20 protein-coding genes are annotated in these 16,431 nt (G+C 47.7%); 9 read left to right on the forward strand and 11 right to left on the reverse strand.

Translation table 11 applies throughout. The annotated features are described in order from the left end of the window. The first annotated feature begins 181 nt into the window (after positions 1-181). Positions 182-460, forward strand: coding sequence for a hypothetical protein (locus QJS83_RS08085; RefSeq protein ID WP_284608674.1), 279 nt, complete (start codon positions 182-184; stop codon positions 458-460). Positions 461-560: 100 nt separating this feature from the next. On the opposite strand, the gene QJS83_RS08090 is transcribed toward QJS83_RS08085, so the two are convergent. Then, a complete protein-coding gene (locus QJS83_RS08090; RefSeq protein WP_284608675.1) occupies positions 561-1,289 on the reverse strand; it encodes a hypothetical protein in 729 nt (242 codons plus the stop codon). A 141-nt stretch (positions 1,290-1,430) separates the two neighbouring features. Beyond that, a complete protein-coding gene (locus QJS83_RS08095) occupies positions 1,431-1,691 on the reverse strand; it encodes a hypothetical protein (protein WP_284608676.1) in 261 nt (86 codons plus the stop codon). A 175-nt stretch (positions 1,692-1,866) separates the two neighbouring features. Here QJS83_RS08095 and QJS83_RS08100 point away from each other — a divergent pair, with 175 nt between their 5' ends. Continuing rightward, the gene (locus QJS83_RS08100; RefSeq protein ID WP_284608677.1) at positions 1,867-2,532 is read left to right on the forward strand and encodes a substrate-binding periplasmic protein; all 666 of its coding nucleotides are present in this window, start codon (positions 1,867-1,869) and stop codon (positions 2,530-2,532) included. Here QJS83_RS08100 and QJS83_RS08105 read toward each other — a convergent pair. Further along, positions 2,529-3,548 (reverse strand): lipoate--protein ligase, encoded by a 1,020-nt coding sequence (locus QJS83_RS08105; RefSeq protein ID WP_284608679.1) that lies wholly within the window; start codon positions 3,546-3,548, stop codon positions 2,529-2,531. The two genes, QJS83_RS08100 and QJS83_RS08105, sit on opposite strands and share 4 nt — an antisense overlap. 152 nt (positions 3,549-3,700) lie before the next feature. On the opposite strand from QJS83_RS08105, the gene QJS83_RS08110 reads away from it, so the two are divergent. Then, positions 3,701-4,159, forward strand: coding sequence for a hypothetical protein (locus QJS83_RS08110; RefSeq protein WP_284608680.1), 459 nt, complete (start codon positions 3,701-3,703; stop codon positions 4,157-4,159). Here QJS83_RS08110 and QJS83_RS08115 read toward each other — a convergent pair. From QJS83_RS08115 to QJS83_RS08135, 5 genes are all read right to left on the reverse strand, one after another. After that, positions 4,156-4,842 carry a response regulator gene (locus QJS83_RS08115; RefSeq protein ID WP_284608681.1) on the reverse strand — a complete coding sequence of 229 codons (687 nt, stop codon included), beginning with the start codon at positions 4,840-4,842 and terminating at the stop codon, positions 4,156-4,158. The genes QJS83_RS08110 and QJS83_RS08115 overlap by 4 nt on opposite strands. A gap of 19 nt (positions 4,843-4,861) precedes the next feature. Then, positions 4,862-7,369 carry a PAS domain-containing hybrid sensor histidine kinase/response regulator gene (locus QJS83_RS08120; protein WP_284608682.1) on the reverse strand — a complete coding sequence of 836 codons (2,508 nt, stop codon included), beginning with the start codon at positions 7,367-7,369 and terminating at the stop codon, positions 4,862-4,864. A 71-nt stretch (positions 7,370-7,440) separates the two neighbouring features. Continuing rightward, a complete protein-coding gene (locus QJS83_RS08125; RefSeq protein ID WP_284608683.1) occupies positions 7,441-8,106 on the reverse strand; it encodes an SRPBCC domain-containing protein in 666 nt (221 codons plus the stop codon). Next, positions 8,103-8,597, reverse strand: a complete 495-nt coding sequence (gene ybaK, locus QJS83_RS08130) for a Cys-tRNA(Pro) deacylase (protein ID WP_284608684.1) — start codon at positions 8,595-8,597, stop codon at positions 8,103-8,105. Before ybaK ends, QJS83_RS08125 begins: the two co-directional genes overlap by 4 nt. Positions 8,598-8,638: 41 nt before the next feature. Next, entirely contained in the window at positions 8,639-9,772 is a 1,134-nt protein-coding gene (locus QJS83_RS08135; RefSeq protein ID WP_284608685.1) for a CapA family protein, read from the reverse strand. 105 nt (positions 9,773-9,877) lie between these two features. Here QJS83_RS08135 and QJS83_RS08140 point away from each other — a divergent pair, with 105 nt between their 5' ends. Then, positions 9,878-11,095, forward strand: coding sequence for an MFS transporter (locus QJS83_RS08140; RefSeq protein ID WP_284608686.1), 1,218 nt, complete (start codon positions 9,878-9,880; stop codon positions 11,093-11,095). On the opposite strand, the gene QJS83_RS08145 is transcribed toward QJS83_RS08140, so the two are convergent. The 3 genes from QJS83_RS08145 to gloA are packed head-to-tail and all read right to left on the reverse strand — an operon-like array spanning position 11,092 to position 12,986. Then, positions 11,092-11,748 (reverse strand): AlkZ-related protein, encoded by a 657-nt coding sequence (locus QJS83_RS08145; RefSeq protein ID WP_284608687.1) that lies wholly within the window; start codon positions 11,746-11,748, stop codon positions 11,092-11,094. The two genes, QJS83_RS08140 and QJS83_RS08145, sit on opposite strands and share 4 nt — an antisense overlap. 13 nt (positions 11,749-11,761) lie before the next feature. Then, a complete protein-coding gene (gene mtgA, locus QJS83_RS08150; protein ID WP_284608688.1) occupies positions 11,762-12,508 on the reverse strand; it encodes a monofunctional biosynthetic peptidoglycan transglycosylase in 747 nt (248 codons plus the stop codon). A gap of 1 nt (position 12,509) precedes the next feature. After that, the gene (gene gloA, locus QJS83_RS08155) at positions 12,510-12,986 is read right to left on the reverse strand and encodes a lactoylglutathione lyase (protein WP_284608689.1); all 477 of its coding nucleotides are present in this window, start codon (positions 12,984-12,986) and stop codon (positions 12,510-12,512) included. A 147-nt stretch (positions 12,987-13,133) separates the two neighbouring features. Here gloA and QJS83_RS08160 point away from each other — a divergent pair, with 147 nt between their 5' ends. From QJS83_RS08160 to QJS83_RS08180, 5 genes are all read left to right on the forward strand, one after another. Continuing rightward, positions 13,134-13,892 (forward strand): DUF4360 domain-containing protein, encoded by a 759-nt coding sequence (locus tag QJS83_RS08160; protein ID WP_284608690.1) that lies wholly within the window; start codon positions 13,134-13,136, stop codon positions 13,890-13,892. A gap of 69 nt (positions 13,893-13,961) precedes the next feature. Continuing rightward, positions 13,962-14,558 carry a DUF4360 domain-containing protein gene (locus tag QJS83_RS08165; RefSeq protein ID WP_284608691.1) on the forward strand — a complete coding sequence of 199 codons (597 nt, stop codon included), beginning with the start codon at positions 13,962-13,964 and terminating at the stop codon, positions 14,556-14,558. Positions 14,559-14,659: 101 nt separating this feature from the next. Next, entirely contained in the window at positions 14,660-15,136 is a 477-nt protein-coding gene (locus tag QJS83_RS08170) for a hypothetical protein (RefSeq protein ID WP_284608692.1), read from the forward strand. A 78-nt stretch (positions 15,137-15,214) separates the two neighbouring features. After that, positions 15,215-15,733 carry a group I truncated hemoglobin gene (locus QJS83_RS08175; protein WP_284608693.1) on the forward strand — a complete coding sequence of 173 codons (519 nt, stop codon included), beginning with the start codon at positions 15,215-15,217 and terminating at the stop codon, positions 15,731-15,733. Then, on the forward strand, positions 15,730-16,428 hold the full coding sequence (locus tag QJS83_RS08180) for a hypothetical protein (RefSeq protein WP_284608694.1): 699 nt from the start codon (positions 15,730-15,732) through the stop codon (positions 16,426-16,428). The genes QJS83_RS08175 and QJS83_RS08180 overlap by 4 nt, the downstream gene beginning before the upstream one ends. Positions 16,429-16,431 lie beyond the last annotated feature (3 nt).

Consider the following 16,431-nt stretch of genomic DNA (forward strand, 5'->3'; position numbering starts at 1 on the left):
TCTCATTTCTTCGAGAAACAGACGGAAGGCCGAATGAACTTTCGGTCTTCGTAAGATTTGCGGGCAAAGGTAGGGCTGCGAATGAAAGAACCTTCGCGCTCTTGTTAAGATACGGGGTTTTCGTTCTGATATGACAAAATAATTCCTGTTAGCATGAACTTACCGAGTCAAGGAGGACATCATGCCACAAGGTTCAAAAGAGAAATACACCAGCAAGCAAAAACGCCAAGCACATCACATCGAAGAGGGAGCAAAAAAAAGAGGTTACTCCTCGAAGAGAGCTGCGCAGATCGGCTGGGCCACCGTGAATAAAGAAACAGGCGGCGCAGGAAAGTCTGTGAAGAACACGTCTCCTTCGAAAAAAGGCGGACATAAAGGCGGCAAAGCCACGTCATCTCATGCAAGCCGCGTTCGTGCTGCAAAGAAGGGATGGGAAACAAGACGCCGTCATATGCACTAACCTCGTCGAATTCCCCAAAAGACAGGAGCCTCGCACATGTTTAGCTTTTTAGATTCGACAGCTTAACAAGCAGAGGCTCCGTAGAGATTTTTATAAAGTCTTAGCGGCAGCTTTTGCCCCAGGTGTTGGCAAGTCTGTCGCCGACACCGATGTGTAAAGAAGAGCTACCATAGTGACCAATTGCACGAAGACGCTTTTGCGCGCGCATTTTGCAAAGTTCACGGAAAGCGCGATCTGCTTCGCTATTACTGCCAAAACGCACGTCAATCGAAGTTCCATAAGGATGACGGCCTTTCGCTCCGCCTACATTTTTGTTGTAGGGCTCGGGTCTCCACCAATTATAGATTTGGCTGACTTTAATTCCTTTTGCTGTCAGATCTTGAATGATCTTAACGGCCTCGACGGGATACTTCCAAGTGTTCTCGTCGGGGTGAATGAGGTTGTGTGGCTGACTGGAACCATAAGTACAACGGAATGTATTCACACTGCGAGGATTCGGGCGCACTAACTGATCACACCAGTAGGAGCCATTTGTCTGGGCGGCACAGTATCGCAAAAATTCATCTTTCTTATCTGTTCCTGCATTCACTTGAGCTTTTTGCGAGGAAGAAGCTCTTACGCAGCCTAGGCTTTGCAACTCTTCGCTGACGGGACTCTCGCCATGAATATGATCCGCAATATCTTCACTATCTGTGTCTACAGGAGCTTCGGTAGCGTTCTCTGCCGTATTGCTAGAAAACTCATCATTTCCATTTCCGCCACCTTGACAACCGGCCAACGCCAAGCTCAGAGCGAATACGAGAGCGATTCCATTTAGCTTTACTTTCATCTGTTCTCCTTCGTTACTATTAAGTAATGAAGTGACAGACTACACAGTCGCTTAAATTTTTCGCCACCCTCGCCCCGGTCTTTCTGGTGGAAAGGCCCGGTTAAAGTGAGGAAGTCCTAGTTTAGATCAGAGTATATTCACTTACTGCCGCTGCACTTGCTGTTTGCGCGCGTGATCGACGACACCTTTAAATCCCGCATGGCGTGAGCAGCTTGCACAACAATATATTTTTTCTTCAACCTGCACACCATGTCCCAGAATTTTCACTCCACAATGCAAACAAGTCGGCGCCAATTTATGGGCTGCGCACTCGAAACTGTCGAACCAATGCGAAGTTCCGTTCTTAAATTTGACTTCGAACACATCCTCATACTCGTTGCCACAGCTTTCACATTTTTTCATAAGCATCCTCCGACATTGAAAATGCTTAGCTTTTTTTCCGAGTACAAGATGTATGATTTCATGGCTTGTACTCCCTGCGCAGTCCATGTAACCTGCTCCCATGAAGAGCCTCGTGTTTCTTTCGTTTTTTCTATCTCCTTTTTGCGCACTATCAAAAGAGGCCCCCGTCCCGACATTGAATTTCGGCGTTAATATGGACTACGCTCTTCCATTGGTGGGCATACAAAGACCCAACAACGGCCCCGAACTCACAACCGGCATTTTAAAAGATCTCGGCGAAGCGTTGAGTCAAGAAATGGGCTATAACCCGCGTTGGATTCTTCTGCCCAAAAAAAGAGTGGCCCCAAGCCTGGCTTCGGGGAACGTGCAGATTCTGTGTCATTTGAATGAAGTCTGGCAACCCGCGATCAAAGACGAAGTGTGGTGGAGTCAAGAGATCTACAGAAGTACGAACTTGATTGTTTACACGACAGCAAAACCGATTCGCTCATTGGCGGATTTAAATGGAGAACGGGTTGGGACCGTTTTGAATTTCGTCTATCAAAATCTCGACAGCTCTTTCGCGAAAAAAACAATCCTTCGCGAAGACGGCCCAAACAACGAAAGCAATATCCGCAAACTCCTTAACGGACGTCTTGATTACGTGGCCATGTCGAATCTTGAATTCAACTACTATAAGAAGATTTATCCTTCTTTGAAAGAGACCGATCTAGGCATGGATAACGTTATGACGAAATGTGCGGTCTCGAAAAAATCTAAGCTGAGTATTGACCAGGTCAACAGAGCTCTTTCTTCTCTTAAAAAGAACGGCACGATTGAAAAGATTTTAAGATCTTATTAAACTTCGATATTTTTTCGGAGCCAACCTGCCAACTCATCAATGCCTGTGGCGAGCTCCGAAAACTTTTCTTTGGCCTTCGCTGCTGCTTGCAAGACCGTTTCACCCGTATAGGCTTTGCCTTTAAGCTCCTCGGTGAGTCCCTCAATAAGATTCGGATACAAACAGTCCGTATAGATTTGCAGGTCTTTGATAGCGCCGTCATTGACCTTGAAGTGCACGTCAAAGAAACCCAATGACAAGTACTCATCCATTTTATGGGTGAACTCAAGAGTGTTGCCATAGAGCCAATCCCACGAACTGAGCGTTTCATATTGGGCTTTGAGTTCGGGGATCTGTTGCAAACTTTGCATGTTTAAAAATTCCACCGGCGCTTTTTGACCATAGAATTTTTCAAAGGAAGCAATCATCGCTTCCACAATTTTGTCGTGATTGATCGGCGCATGAACTTCATTCAAGTTTGTCACGCGAGCACGAACGGATTCTTTTCCTTTGGACTGGAGTTTCTTTGGGTTCGGCGTGAGGTAGTTCCCAAGACGAGTCAGATTCGCGTGCAAAAGCAAAGTCCCATGATGAAAAGCGCGGTCTTTTTTCTCGCGATAAGCGCTGCCGCTGAATTTGCGCGGACCATCTGCAAATGGAATCAAAAGATCATTCCGCCCGGAGGCTTCGCCCTGAATACCAAATCCCTGCAAAGCATTCAGAATGATTTGCACGTTATTTTCGCGCTTATAACTTTCCTTCGGAGAAAGAAAGGTGAAATTTGTATTCCCAAGATCATGAAAAACGGCTCCCCCGCCCGTCGTACGGCGCGCGAGATGAACTTTGTCGTCTTTCATGTGAGCCAGATTACATTCAGACCATGGATTTTGATTGCGACCGATGACAACGGTTTCTTCGTTTCTCCACAAAAAGAGAATCTGACTGGACGGATCTAGATTGTGAAAAATCCATTCTTCTGTTGCAAGATTCAAATGCGGATTGAAACTATCTGAAAGAAAAACCTTAAGCTTTGTCATAGCGCCCATCCTACACTTTTAAAGGCCAAATGGGAAGAGGGCCTCGCCCGCATGCTAAAATAAAAATTGCGGGGCGAACGGCTTCTCACTAGGCTCGGACTTCTCTGAGTTTCTCAGACCACCTAAAAAAATAATCACCAAGGAGATCCTAAATGAAAGTGCTTCTTAGAGCATTAGCGCCCGTTTTCGTCGCAACAGCTATGGTCACAACGGCCGAGGCCGCTCCCTCGCAATTCGTTGGAACATGGGTGAATATGAATTCAAAGACTCAAGGCATCGTCAAATTCACCGTGGATACGAATATGAAAATCCATCTTTATGGCGCATGTGCGCCGACTCCCTGTGATATCGGGCAGACGAATTTTTATACCAACGGCACTCATGTTGCCGATATGAATCACAAAGCGGCGACAGCGATCTATAATCTTTCATTTAAACAGATGCTTGTGACTTTTAAGCTCTCTGCAAATTCCGGCAGAGTTTATATGGAGCACTACAACCGTTTTACTGACAACAGCGGTCGCCAAAATTATTGGATGGGTGAACGCTTCCGCAAAGTCAGCACGATGGTCGAAGTGCCCGACGCCCAAAGAATCGAGCCCGAAAATTAATAGTTCTTTTTAGAGCGAATCCACAAACGCAAGGGTGCAAGTTCCTTTTCCGTCACGCCGACAAAATGAGCTTGCATCCGATATAGCGGCTCCAGCCCAGGCACCACATCGCATGAATCAATGCGTACAGGAATTTTCGGAATTCCAATATCACCAAAAAGAGAACTGTTTAAACGAGTGATCTTGCCGACCGCCATAGGTGTATTCGATTGAATCATCAAACCCATTTCCGAGACCGAAACGATTTCCGTCTTTGTCTCCCACTCCGCTTGATACTTCACCGCCGCTTCGACAAAATAAACTTTTTCTTCCGGATTGTGCGGCAAAAGATTGCGCACTTTAGCCATGAGCAGCTCCGGATCAATCGGCTTAATGACATAGTCGCTGACACCCGACTCAATGCCTTTTTCGACGTCGCTCTTTTCCCTTTTTCCTGTCAAAAGAATCACAGGCAGATGCTCCAGTTGCGCTTGTTTGCGAATGGCCCGAGTCAGGGCATAACCATCACCTCCGCCCGGCATCACGGCATCGGTGATAACAAGATCAAAAGTATCCGCTCCCAAGGTGCGCGAAGCCTCAATCGCATTCATACACGCCGTCACACTGTGACCTTCTTTCGCTAGAAGCGCTTCGAGTGTCAGCAAAACACTTTTTTGATCGTCGACGATGAGAATTTTAGACATAAAGACCTCCTCCCTGTAGCTAAGCGGCTCTTCTTTGCGCCGCATGTTTTTTTAAAGTGCCCAGTCCCGCAATAATATTCTTTTCAATTTCGTGAAGACGTTCCGCGCTTTCAGAGAGCGACGAACCCGTCTCTACGTCCGCACACAGACGCGAAAGAGCCCGCAGGCCCAGAGTCGCGCTGCTGGATTTCAAAGCGTGGGCCGCCTCTTGCAACGTCTGTAAATTTTCTTGTTCAACGCCGAGGCGCATGGAATCCAAAAGCATCGGAGCCGACTGTTCAAAATCTTCGATAAGAACATCGATCAGACTTTGTTCATTCACCATCAAGTCTTGAAGCTGCTCTAACGCCGTTACGTCCAGTAAAGAAGCTTTAGGTTTTAACCAACGATGAAAAACTTCGATCAAGCGAGGCAACTCCAGAGGCTTTGCCAGGAAATCGTCCATGCCGGCTGCAAAATAATTATTCTTGTCGCCACTGGGGGACTCGGCCGTTAGTGCCACAATCGGTGTTCGTCGTCCTGTCTTGGACTCTTCGTCACGAATCTTTCTTGTCGCCTCATAGCCGTTGACGACCGGCATTTGGCAATCCATAAGAATTAAGTCGTAGTGATTTTGCGAAGCCTTGTCGTAAGCGACTTGACCATTAGCCGCCACTTCAACTTGCAGACCCAGCTTACGCAGATAACTTTGCGCGACTCTTTGATTCACGATTTGATCTTCCACTAATAAAACAGTGCCCACGAACATTTCAGAAAAGACGACGTCTTGCTGGCGAGGGATTTCCTGTCCGGAACTCAGAGGCAGATCAACCGTAAACCAAAAGTTGGAACCAAGACCCACGACACTTTCAACGCCAATCTCGCCTTCCATCAGATCGACAAGTTGCTTGCAGATGGAAAGTCCCAAGCCCGTGCCTCCGAATTGCATCCCGTTTTTCGTCTGAAAATATTTTTGAAATAAAGAGCGGCGATCTTCTTCCTTTAAACCCGGACCGGTGTCTTTGACCTCGAATTTAATTTTCCTTTTCCCCGCTTTTTCCGAAAGGGCCGAAATGTCCAGACTGACAAATCCCGTATCCGTAAACTTCGCGGCATTCCCCATAAGATTCACGAGAATCTGGCGCAGACGCCCCTGATCCCCCACAAGGTGCCAGTTTTCTTTTTCGGCGAAGTTCAAATTCAAAACGACATTTTTTTCCGCAAGGCCGGGTTTAAAAATTTCAAGGACGTCGCGCACAAGAAATTTCAAATCAAACGGCTGAGGATCCAAGGTGACTTTACCGGCTTCAATTTTTGAATAATCCAAAATATCATTAATCAACATCAACAAGGATTCGGCAGAACGCTTCACGGTCCCGACATATTCTTTCTGTTCCGGATTCAACGCCGTATCCGCAAGCAAGGTCGTCATTCCAATCACGCCATTCATCGGAGTACGAATCTCATGGCTCATGGCCGCGAGGAAATCGGATTTTTTCAAAGAAGCTTCCAAAGCGGCTTCCCGGGCACGACGCCATTCTTGCTCGACATGTTTGCGATGAGTAACGTCTTTAAAGACGACCAAAGAGCCAGAGATACTGCCATCAATATCCGTCAACGAGCGGCTGCTTAAACTAATATACAGTCCTTCAGGCTGAGTGACGTTTTGCACGAAAATTTCAAGATCGTCGACTTGCTCGCCATAAAGCGCCTTTATCAAAGGCAGTTGCCGGCGGGAATACGCTTCTCCGCTTTCAGCATTGAAGAATCCCAAATCCTCAACATTTGTTTCCGTCACGACGTCTTTGATTTTTGTCCCGATGATTCTTTGAGCCGCGGCATTGTAGTGCGTGAAGGCGCCCTCTTTGTCGACGACGATCAAAGCTTCGCTCATGCTATTAAGAATTGTATCCAAAAGAATCGAACGGTTTTGAAAGGCGGTGATCGCCTGATCTTTGCGCCGTTGATCTTTGCGTTGCCAATAACGGCTTAAAAAAATCACAGCCAATAAAATTGCCAAAGCACTGCCAAGCAAATAAGGATTCGAAATTCGCCAGAATGATTCGCGTGGTAGCAAAGAACCGCGAATCAGATCCTCGATATTCTTATGCACCTGTTCGGAAGACACCGAGTTCGCAGGCAAACGGCCGTTGACCATTTTAGCGTTGTTGTATTCAAAAAACAGCCGCAACTGACGATTCAGATGAGCCGCCATCTTCTGGTGTTCCGGAACTCCCTGAGAAGACTTTAAAAGGACTCCCATCTCGTAATTCAGAAGAAGAACTTGCTGATTATAATCCTGCAGATCTTTTTCTTTACGATGTTTTAAAAAAGAGACCCGCTGTTCCTCAGACACGCGCAAAATATTTTGGATTTTTTTTAGCGCTTGAACGGCCGAGGCCGACAAAGGCTTTACCGTGGTTAAGCCCCCTTGTCTTCGTGCCTCGAGATCCTGAAAAAGAAACCAGCCTCCGACCAAAAGGAGCACCAGGGCCAACTCGACCCCGAAGCGCATAAGAAAGGCTTTCAAAAAAGATGCTGATTTCATAAGCATCTTTTCGGAGTGTTCACTCGGAGATTTTACTGAATGGCCTCACTTTAGGAGAGATCTTTTTCTTTCTAGACCTTGGCCTGAGCACGAGCGACTAATTCTTCGGCAATTTGTGACCAATATTCCCTGAGAGGATCACGCATCCGCCCGTCACGCAGTTTTTCGTGCATGAAACAGATAATGGTGCTGCCCGGTTTATTGCGCAGTGGAATCAGATACATTTGCACGACCGTGCCCTTATCCCAGTCCCCTTCTTGCCAAGTAAAACGCACGCGGCGATTTGCCAACATCGTGCGAATTTCCCCGAAGACACCGGCATCGGTTTCAAAATGCGCTTTAGGTTGCAAGGTGAATTTCGAAACGGGCTTAAGCCAAATCGCCAGTCCCTCTTCGGACATCATCATTTTCCAGATGATCTTGTGATCGACGTGCACCGTGCGTGTGACAGTGATGGAGTATTCGCCTTTCAAATTTCTTCCCGGCGCGCGCATTCCGACGGCGGTTTCGTAACCAATGGCAACCCATTGATGCCACCAGCCTTTGAGTCTGCGTTTATTTTTTAAATACGCCGCGATCTCTTTATGCTGCCAGGATTTTGCTCCGGCTTTATTGAGAATTTCAATCCACTGATCCCACGTTTTGCCTGTGGATTTTAAAACAGTCTCTGTCGTGACTCCGGCAAGCTTGGAATGCACTTGCGCAGGAAGAATCTTTTTCTTGGTTTTCTTTGTCATCCCGGAATACCTACTTGCACGAGCTGGGGCTGTAACACGCGCATTAAATCCTGCGGAGACATGGCAATCAGATAACCGCGCTTTCCGCCGTTGATATAAATGCGCTCTAAATCCGCGATCGTCTTTTCCATATAGACCGGCATTTTCTTTTTGGTACCGAAGGGAGAAGTTCCTCCGACTTGATAACCACTGTGCCGATCCGCGACTTCCGGTTTACAGGGCGATACGGTCTTTACTCCCAATTCACGCGCGAGTTGTTTCGTTGAAACTTGCATATCCCCATGCATAAGAACGATCATCGGTTCTTTGGTTTCGGTTTCCATAATCAGTGTTTTGATCACGATATGTTCGGGAACTCCAAGTTCCTGAGACGACGTCGCCGTTCCGCCTTTTTCAACGTAAGTGTAAGGATGATGCGTGAAGTTCACGCCCTCCTTCTGAAGTTCGCGGACTGCAAGTGTGACTGGATACTTTTCTTTGTCGCTCGCCATAGAAAGACTTTACAAGTTTCCCGGCGAGCCCGCAACGGAAGCTAGCGTCCCGAAGGACAAAAAGTGGAAATCAGATCTTGGTTCGGCTCCACCCGCCCTTTGGTTCCGTACATTTGCGCCGTATGTTTAAGAACGTCGGCAGGACCGGAAGAAGAAATGGGTGCCAGTTTTGTTCCGGTTCGATACGTCGGTGTATACCCAGCTCCCACCAAGCGCGCCCGCGCATTTCCCGTTTTGTGCAAGCCCAAGTAAGCAACCACACCGGTCCGTCGCGAAAGATCCTTTTGGCCTGCGACGAAATTCCCGAGTGAGTAAATCACAATGGTTTCGCGACCGTCGCGCGTGACGTATTTCTCCCACGGCTGTAAAACGTGCGGGTGCGAACCGATAACAGCTAACGCACCGGCCTCAAGATACTTTCGCGCGAATTCCTTTTGGGCAGAAGAAGGTGTGTGCGTATATTCCACTCCCCAATGCGGAAGAACCACAACCGCGTCAACGTCGGAACGCGACGCAAGCTCGCGTATCATTGGCAAGATGACGCCTGAATTGAAGCAATAAAGAATTTGTTCGTTGCTGTCGACGTGACCATTCGTCATTTCGGTGCAGCCGAGAAACGCCACGCGCGTTTGCCGTATCGTTACGATTTTGTAGAAGGTCGCATTTCGTTCCGCAGCTATGCGTGTGCCGACAGTCAGCAACCCCGCTTGGCGGGCCGCTTGAATCGTTTTATCAATTCCGATCGACCGGCGATCCAAAGAGTGGTTGTTCGCCAATGTCAAAAGATCATATCCCGAGTTTTTCAGATTGGTGAGAATGCGCGGATGATAGTTAAACGAAAACCCGGTGCCGGAATAAACGACGCCGTCATTCACAAAACCGATGTCACCATGGTCTTTCCCGTTTTTATCAATCCCCAAAGCCGAAGCGCCTTCAAGATTCGCCACGGAAAAGTGCGATTTCTTCATGAGATAATCCGTAGCATTCCATATTTGCGAGAACTGCTGCGACTCCCGCACGACTGCATCGTAAAGCATTTTATGGATCAGAATATCGCCAACAAACGACAAAGTAACCACATCGTTTTGTGAGTCACACATTGAAGAAAACTGAAGGTCCTTCGAGGCCTGCACCCAGAGCGGGAAAGTTAGGAAAACAAATATAATTTTTTTCATGAAACTGATTCTCCGGATGTTTGCAACATGGCTCAATATACGAGAATGTAATCTGCTGCTTGAAATGAGCTGACAAGAAGGCGCAGACCCATTAAGTTTTCACTCATGCTTATTAACATCGCTCCTCTAAAAAAATACCGCGATTTTCGCCTGCTCTTCTTTGGTCAAATGATTTCGTTTCTTGGCAGTATGGTGAGTTACGTCGCCATTCCCTACCAAGTTTATGAGCTGACCAAAGACAACTTTCTTGTCGGGCTTCTCGGGCTGGTGCAACTTCTTCCCGTTCTTATCTTTGGAATTTTGGGTGGAACTTACGCTGACCGTTTGAACCGACGCAAGCTTCTTTTGGTTTCTGAATTTTTGTTAAGTCTGTTGATTTTAGGTCTCACACTGAATGCCTGGAAGGACAAGCCGTCGGTGCCTTTGATCTTTATCCTCGTGGCTATTTTCCAGGGTGTTTTGGGGTTCCACCGCCCGGCGATGGATGCGCTTACGCAGAAGCTTGTTGATAAATCGGACTACGCCGCCGTCGGAGCTCTCGGGAGCTTTCGTTATGCGACGGGCGCGATTGTCGGTCCCGCTTTGGGGGGCGTCCTGATCGCAAGTTTTGGTATAAAAGGAGCTTTCCTTTTCGATCTCGTCACCTTTGTCGCCGCTTACATTGCTTTGTATTTGATGTCGTCAATGCCCGACCCTGACAAGAAAGAACATTCGCCTTGGATCGACGCGAAAGAAGGTCTTCGTTACGCGATTTCCAAACCTGAACTTGTCGGCACTTACGTCGTCGATATCGTCGCGATGGTTTTTGCCTTTCCCGTTGCTCTTTTTCCTTCGATGGCGGAAAACTGGGGCGGAGCCTCCGCCGCGGGGCTGCTCTTTTCCGCAATGGCTGTCGGCTCCCTTGTCATGACCCTCTTTAGCGGTTGGACTGCGAAAGTTTTTCATCACGGAAGAGCCGTCGTGATTGCCGCCGCCCTTTGGGCCGTCTTTATTATTGGCGTCGGATATGCTTCTCATCTTTGGGTGGCATTGGCGTTTCTTGCTTTGGCGGGAGCCGCCGACATGATGAGCGGTCTTTTCCGCGGCATCATTTGGAATGAAACAGTACCCAACGATTTGCGCGGCCGCCTTTCCGGAATCGAAATGATTTCTTATATGTCGGGACCTCTTTTGGGAAATGCGCGTGCCGGCTGGATGGCCTCGAAAGTGTCAGTGCCGTTTAGTATCTCTGTCGGAGGAACCATCTGTGCTGTGGCTGTGATTATCACGGCGTTTTGTTTGCCGCAGTTTTGGCGCTATAAAAGTCCGAACGTCAAAGACTAAGCCTTGGCTAATTTTTTCGCGTATTTAAAAAATAAATTATCTTCACCCAAGATGCGGAGCAGTTTTTTCTCTGCGTCTTCAGGAGTGATCTCTTGCGATTGCAACCACAGATTTTCAAAGTAATTCTGAGTCGCCGCCATATTCAGAGACGGAAAACTCGAGTCGTCGACCTCGCCACAACCGACGATAAAAAGATAATTCCATAGCGGTTTCATGGAACGGTTGTAGTGGCTTTCCATCATCTTCCCCTGCCAGCCCAGATTTTCTTTGATGATTTTCGTTGATTGCGGAGAGTCCAAAAGAAAACTGTCCAGCGCCTCTTGCGAGGACTTCGCCAAAGACACGCGCCCTTGAGAACTTCCTAAAAATGCCAGAAGCAAGACGAACACTTCTTTTGAAAAGAACGTCGCGCGCCCGCGAAACCATTTCGCATAAACCACTTCCTGACTGCGCGAAAGCTCTTCGCGCATCACCCACATTTCAGCAACACGGTTGTCGCCTTCTTGATCCCACTCCCAGCGCATTTTTGTGCGCGGATAAAGCTCGGACCACAGGCTGGCTGGCTCTTTGCGGTTCTCTAAAGGATAGACCAGAAGACATCCTCTTCTTTCGATCGCATCAATCATCTTGCGGCGTTTGACTTTAGAGCTCATGGAAGGATTTTAACTATTCTTCGTCGTCGGAATCAAACTTGAGATCCAGGAAATCAAGCAACGAGGCATCCGCGGACTTGGGCATTTCAGGTGCCACTCGATTTAAGATACGACGCTGACGACCGACAATGTAATTCGACGGACGATCAATACGGAACTTGCGAGGATTTGGCAAAACGGCCGCGACCAAAGAAGCTTGATAAGGATTGAGATTTTTCGCGCTTTTCTTAAAGTACTTTTGGGAGGCCGCTTCCACTCCGTACACACCGGGGCCGAGCTCAATCACGTTCAGATAGACTTCCAAGATGCGCTCTTTCGGCCAGACAAACTCAATGAGAACGGTAAAATACGCTTCAAATCCTTTGCGAATCCAATCGCGATGCGGCCAGAGAAACACATTCTTCGCCGTCTGCTGGCTGATCGTACTCGCGCCTTTTTTTCGTTTGTGCGTTTGATTGTACTTCATCGCCTTTTGAATGGCGTCGTAGTCAAAACCGTTGTGTTCGAAGAATTTATAATCTTCGGCTTTCAGTACGGCTCTTTGCATAGAGGGAGAAATATCTTCTAAAGGCACCCAGTCTTTGTGAATCCCTACGAATTGCTCTCCCCAGATAGATTCAGCAGAGCGAATGACCATTAATGGCGTCAATGGCACCGGGACGAATCGATATAATAGAACGAAGCCCAAGCTGCTCACGAAAAAGAGCAACACGGCTTGCAGAACTATTTTTCTCAATAACAACGCCCAGCGATTTTTCATTTTATAAAAGACCTGGCTGCACAATCTCGATCCAGTATTGATCCGGATCTTTAATGAAAGCGATATTCTTCATCCCGCCTTCGCCGAGTTTCTTCTGAAAAGAAACTCCTAATTTTTCGAAACGTTCACAAGCCGTTTTAATATCAGGAACGGAAATACAAATATGGCCGAATCCGCGCGGCTCGGTGTTGCCGTTATGGTACGGTGTTTTTTCAAGCTCTTCCGTTCCCCAGTTATGCGTGAGCTCCAAGACAGCTTCTCTGCCGAAAGTGTATTTGGCATTTGCAGCCCCTTCTTTGGGAACTTCCGTGCCTTCGGGAACGTAGGCCATAAAAAATAATGAAAACTTCCACTCCGGGAAATCCAACTGACGTACCAGCTTCATACCTAAAACTTGTGTGTAAAACTCCAAAGACTTTTTAGGATCTTGAATTCGCAACATTGTATGGTTAAAGGCATAGCCCTGAGTTTCTGACATACTTTCTCCGATAACGCGTGTTCCTAGAAATAACATAAAAGTGTCAACAGGGCAACGGAGCCATCCTGCCACCAAAGTTTCTGGCCCAGCCCTTGCTATACCCCTTCGCAGGTGACGATTGTCACCGGTTCTTGAGGGGGAAACCACATGATCTGGCACTGGCGAACTTTATTACCATTCATCGGAGTTTTGTTTTTCAATTCACTTCAGGCACAGGCACAAACGCCACCGGGAGTACGCGTTCAAGACATTCAGGCCGTCGGTAGTGGCTGCCCCATCGGTTCTTATAACGCTACAATTTCTCCTGACGGCCAGGCCTTCTCTCTTCTTTTAGATAATTTTATCGCTGAATCCACAATGCATAGACCTATCGCCCGCCTTAACTGTGAATTGCGCGTGCGATTTTATGTTCCGCGCGGATGGACATTCGCCGTGGTCTCTGCCGACTATCGCGGTTTTGCTTATGCAGAGGCCGGCACCATGGTGACACATCAAGCTCTTTATTCTTTTGATGGAAGTAAACCTCGCAATGAAAGACCCGGTTACGAAAATGGCGGCACTTACAACTTCCGTGCACAGGAGTTCCGCGGTCCTTATAACGACAACTATTTTATCAGCCATAAAATTGATCCGCGTGTCGCTCCCTGGGCGCCATGCAGTAACGATCCTAATCAGACATTGTTTATTACGACATACCTGATGGCTCGTAATCTCAATCTCTCTTCTTTGGTCCAATCGCAAATCACACTGGACAGCATCGACGGACAAGTTCAGTCACAAAGATATCAATTTTTATGGAGACAGTGCACGCCAACGAACGGCCCACGTCCCGGTCAACCGCCAACAGATCCGCGCAACCCGCGCCCACGGGATCCTGGCAACGGCCGACCACCACGCTTTCCTTAAAAATAAAATTTAGAAACGAATTATTTAAAAACAAAACTGTGAAAATAAAAATCACAAAAAGGGGGAACCATGAAATCGAAAGTACTTTTAACTCTTGCCGGAATTTTATCCATGTGGAGTTTGCAAGCGGAAGCAAATCAAATTCGTCTGGGCCAACCAGCTTATGGCGGCACCGGCTGTCCTGCGGGAACCGCGAGTGTGACACTCAGCCCGGATCAAAGCGCTGTGAGTATCTTGTTTGATAACTACGTCGCCGAAGCCGGTGGTGGTCGCCGTGTAGATCGTAAATCTTGTAACATCTCTGTTCCTGTGCAAGTTCCATCCGGATATAGTGTCGCCGTTTTCCAAGTGGATTACCGCGGTTTCAACTCTGTGCCTCGCGGTGGTATGTCACGCTTTGATGCGGAATACTTCTGGGCTGGTGCGCGTGGACCTCGCGTTTCCAGAACTTTCGTGGGCCCGGTTTCAGATGTTTACACAGTGTCTGACGGTCTTATCGCAAGCGCCATGGTATGGACTCCGTGCGGTGCGAGTGTGAACTTGCGTGTCAACACATCCATGATGGCCCAATCTAACGCGCGCAGCGAACAAACATTGGCAACAGTAGATAGCGCCGATATTTCTTCCGGCCTTATCTATCACTTGCAATGGAGACGTTGCCGCTAGTTAAAAAATCCCCAAGAGGCGGGGTTCCTAAGGCAAAAGTAGATGTCATCCTAAGAAATTTGCGATACCATCTGCTTTTGTCGGTAAACAGGAGCTCCGCCATGAATTCTCACCAATCCAATGCCCTTCAAGTAAGACAAGCCCTCTGGGCTCTGCAAAAAGAAGTTCTCAACTCTCTAAAACATGAATTCGATCGCGAAGTCGGCTACGAGGCCGCTCCTACGGAATGGTTCCAAGTTCTTATGACAGCAGAACGTTATATCTGGCTGCGTGATTTGACATCTTTGATGGCCGATATCGATATCATGACCGAATTGGATTTTATCACAGACCAGCACGTCTCCACAGCGCGTGCGGAAATTGAAAGAATGCTGTTCGAGCAGGATGAAAGCTCCGAATTTAACAAACAGTACCGTGCTATGTTGATGACGGGTTCCACTTTGTTGCCATTGCACTCTCAGCTGCGTGCCACTCTACAAAATTTGCCAAAGGTCGAAATGCCTAAAGACCAAATTCTTGCGGAAAGAAAAAGTTGGCATGAAGAACACCGTCATCAAGCAAGAAAGAAACGCAACTAACCTCCGAGTCTAAAAAAACATATCCCCTTCACAGTGTCACTGGCGTAGCCTTTTTGGCGAGGGACTGTGGAGGTTGTTATGTTTCGCAATCTTTTCATCACCGCTCTGCTTGTGGGCGGCGCACTTGTTACGCTGACCGTTTACGGAAATGTCAAAAAATCTGCGCAGGAAGTTTCCGTGCGCGAAAACCTCTATGAAAAATACGGCGGCTATCCGACGGTCATGAAACTTGCCAATGATTTGGGTAACGCGCTTTTAGTGGACCCGATCACCGCTCCCTATTTCGGTGTCGTGGGGACACCAGGCCACGTGACACCCGATCGCCTTTTAAGTTGTTTGGATTTGCAATTGGTTTCTTTATTGGGCGGCCCCACGGTCTATCCCGGCCGGTCCAAGTTTCGAAATGCACCTCCAGAGGGTTATCAATGCCTCAGCATGCGAAAAATTCACAAGGGTTTAAACATCTCGGAAGAAGCTTGGAATCGCTTTCTAATGATCGCTGTCGATGTGTTGAAAGCCAACGGCGTCGAACAACATGACATTCATCAAATCGCACCGATCCTTATCGGCATGAAAGAGGATGTGGTCGGACTGTGAAAACCTTCGCCATCATCTTTCTTCTGTTGATTGGGTTCGCGGCGGGCTTTGTCGGATTTCTTCACACACCTTCTTTAAGACAAACGCCTTTTGCAATGAAGGTGCTGACCTGGCTTGGCACCTCTTGTCCCACCGACTTCTTGACAGCCCAAGGCTTGGATCATCTTCGTCACGATTCCTTGGTCAAGATACGCGGCGCTTCGCAAGCACCCACAAAAACAGTGTGGGGCCTAACGTTGAACCGCTCCAATGAAGCCGAGCTTTTGCGCTGGATGCGCGATCGCCGATTCACGTGCGAAAAATCGCGACGAGGTTACGTGTACTATAAGTGCAAAAATATTTCTTTAACCTCTTTGGGCCGGCCGTTTAAAGGTCCTATCGGCGATTTGGATTTCGCGCTGGATGCTTACGACCGTTTGATCTTTGTTGGATTCCTTCAAGGAAAAATGGAAAGCAAACAAGCTTTTGCTCTCTTTAGAAGAATTTCCCAGCAACTCAAGCTGCGCCTCGGGGAGCCCAGTCGCAAGACTGAAAGTTTTTCTTTTCATGATTTTACAAAAGATCTGAATGCCGTAACGACCGAGTATCGTTTTAAAGACTATCTTGCGAAAGTCATCGCGACACGTATTCCACAAAGCGGTGTGATGCTGTATGAGCAGCACATCGCTTTACCAGAGAATTTTGCCAACAATTAAAGG

Source organism: Bdellovibrio sp. 22V, from assembly GCF_030169785.1.
Lineage (GTDB): Bacteria > Bdellovibrionota > Bdellovibrionia > Bdellovibrionales > Bdellovibrionaceae > Bdellovibrio.

Bases quoted from the DNA above. Each gene is read 5' to 3' on its own strand.
- QJS83_RS08085 (WP_284608674.1), top strand. From the start codon at position 182: ATGCCACAAGGTTCAAAAGAGAAATACACCAGCAAGCAAAAACGCCAA.
- QJS83_RS08090 (WP_284608675.1), bottom strand. From the start codon at position 1,289: ATGAAAGTAAAGCTAAATGGAATCGCTCTCGTATTCGCTCTGAGCTTG.
- QJS83_RS08095 (WP_284608676.1), bottom strand. From the start codon at position 1,691: ATGAAAAAATGTGAAAGCTGTGGCAACGAGTATGAGGATGTGTTCGAA.
- QJS83_RS08105 (WP_284608679.1), bottom strand. From the start codon at position 3,548: ATGACAAAGCTTAAGGTTTTTCTTTCAGATAGTTTCAATCCGCATTTG.
- QJS83_RS08110 (WP_284608680.1), top strand. From the start codon at position 3,701: ATGAAAGTGCTTCTTAGAGCATTAGCGCCCGTTTTCGTCGCAACAGCT.
- QJS83_RS08115 (WP_284608681.1), bottom strand. From the start codon at position 4,842: ATGTCTAAAATTCTCATCGTCGACGATCAAAAAAGTGTTTTGCTGACA.
- QJS83_RS08120 (WP_284608682.1), bottom strand. From the start codon at position 7,369: ATGAAATCAGCATCTTTTTTGAAAGCCTTTCTTATGCGCTTCGGGGTC.
- QJS83_RS08125 (WP_284608683.1), bottom strand. From the start codon at position 8,106: ATGACAAAGAAAACCAAGAAAAAGATTCTTCCTGCGCAAGTGCATTCC.
- ybaK (WP_284608684.1), bottom strand. From the start codon at position 8,597: ATGGCGAGCGACAAAGAAAAGTATCCAGTCACACTTGCAGTCCGCGAA.
- QJS83_RS08135 (WP_284608685.1), bottom strand. From the start codon at position 9,772: ATGAAAAAAATTATATTTGTTTTCCTAACTTTCCCGCTCTGGGTGCAG.
- QJS83_RS08140 (WP_284608686.1), top strand. From the start codon at position 9,878: ATGCTTATTAACATCGCTCCTCTAAAAAAATACCGCGATTTTCGCCTG.
- QJS83_RS08145 (WP_284608687.1), bottom strand. From the start codon at position 11,748: ATGAGCTCTAAAGTCAAACGCCGCAAGATGATTGATGCGATCGAAAGA.
- mtgA (WP_284608688.1), bottom strand. From the start codon at position 12,508: ATGAAAAATCGCTGGGCGTTGTTATTGAGAAAAATAGTTCTGCAAGCC.
- gloA (WP_284608689.1), bottom strand. From the start codon at position 12,986: ATGTCAGAAACTCAGGGCTATGCCTTTAACCATACAATGTTGCGAATT.
- QJS83_RS08160 (WP_284608690.1), top strand. From the start codon at position 13,134: ATGATCTGGCACTGGCGAACTTTATTACCATTCATCGGAGTTTTGTTT.
- QJS83_RS08165 (WP_284608691.1), top strand. From the start codon at position 13,962: ATGAAATCGAAAGTACTTTTAACTCTTGCCGGAATTTTATCCATGTGG.
- QJS83_RS08170 (WP_284608692.1), top strand. From the start codon at position 14,660: ATGAATTCTCACCAATCCAATGCCCTTCAAGTAAGACAAGCCCTCTGG.
- QJS83_RS08175 (WP_284608693.1), top strand. From the start codon at position 15,215: ATGTTTCGCAATCTTTTCATCACCGCTCTGCTTGTGGGCGGCGCACTT.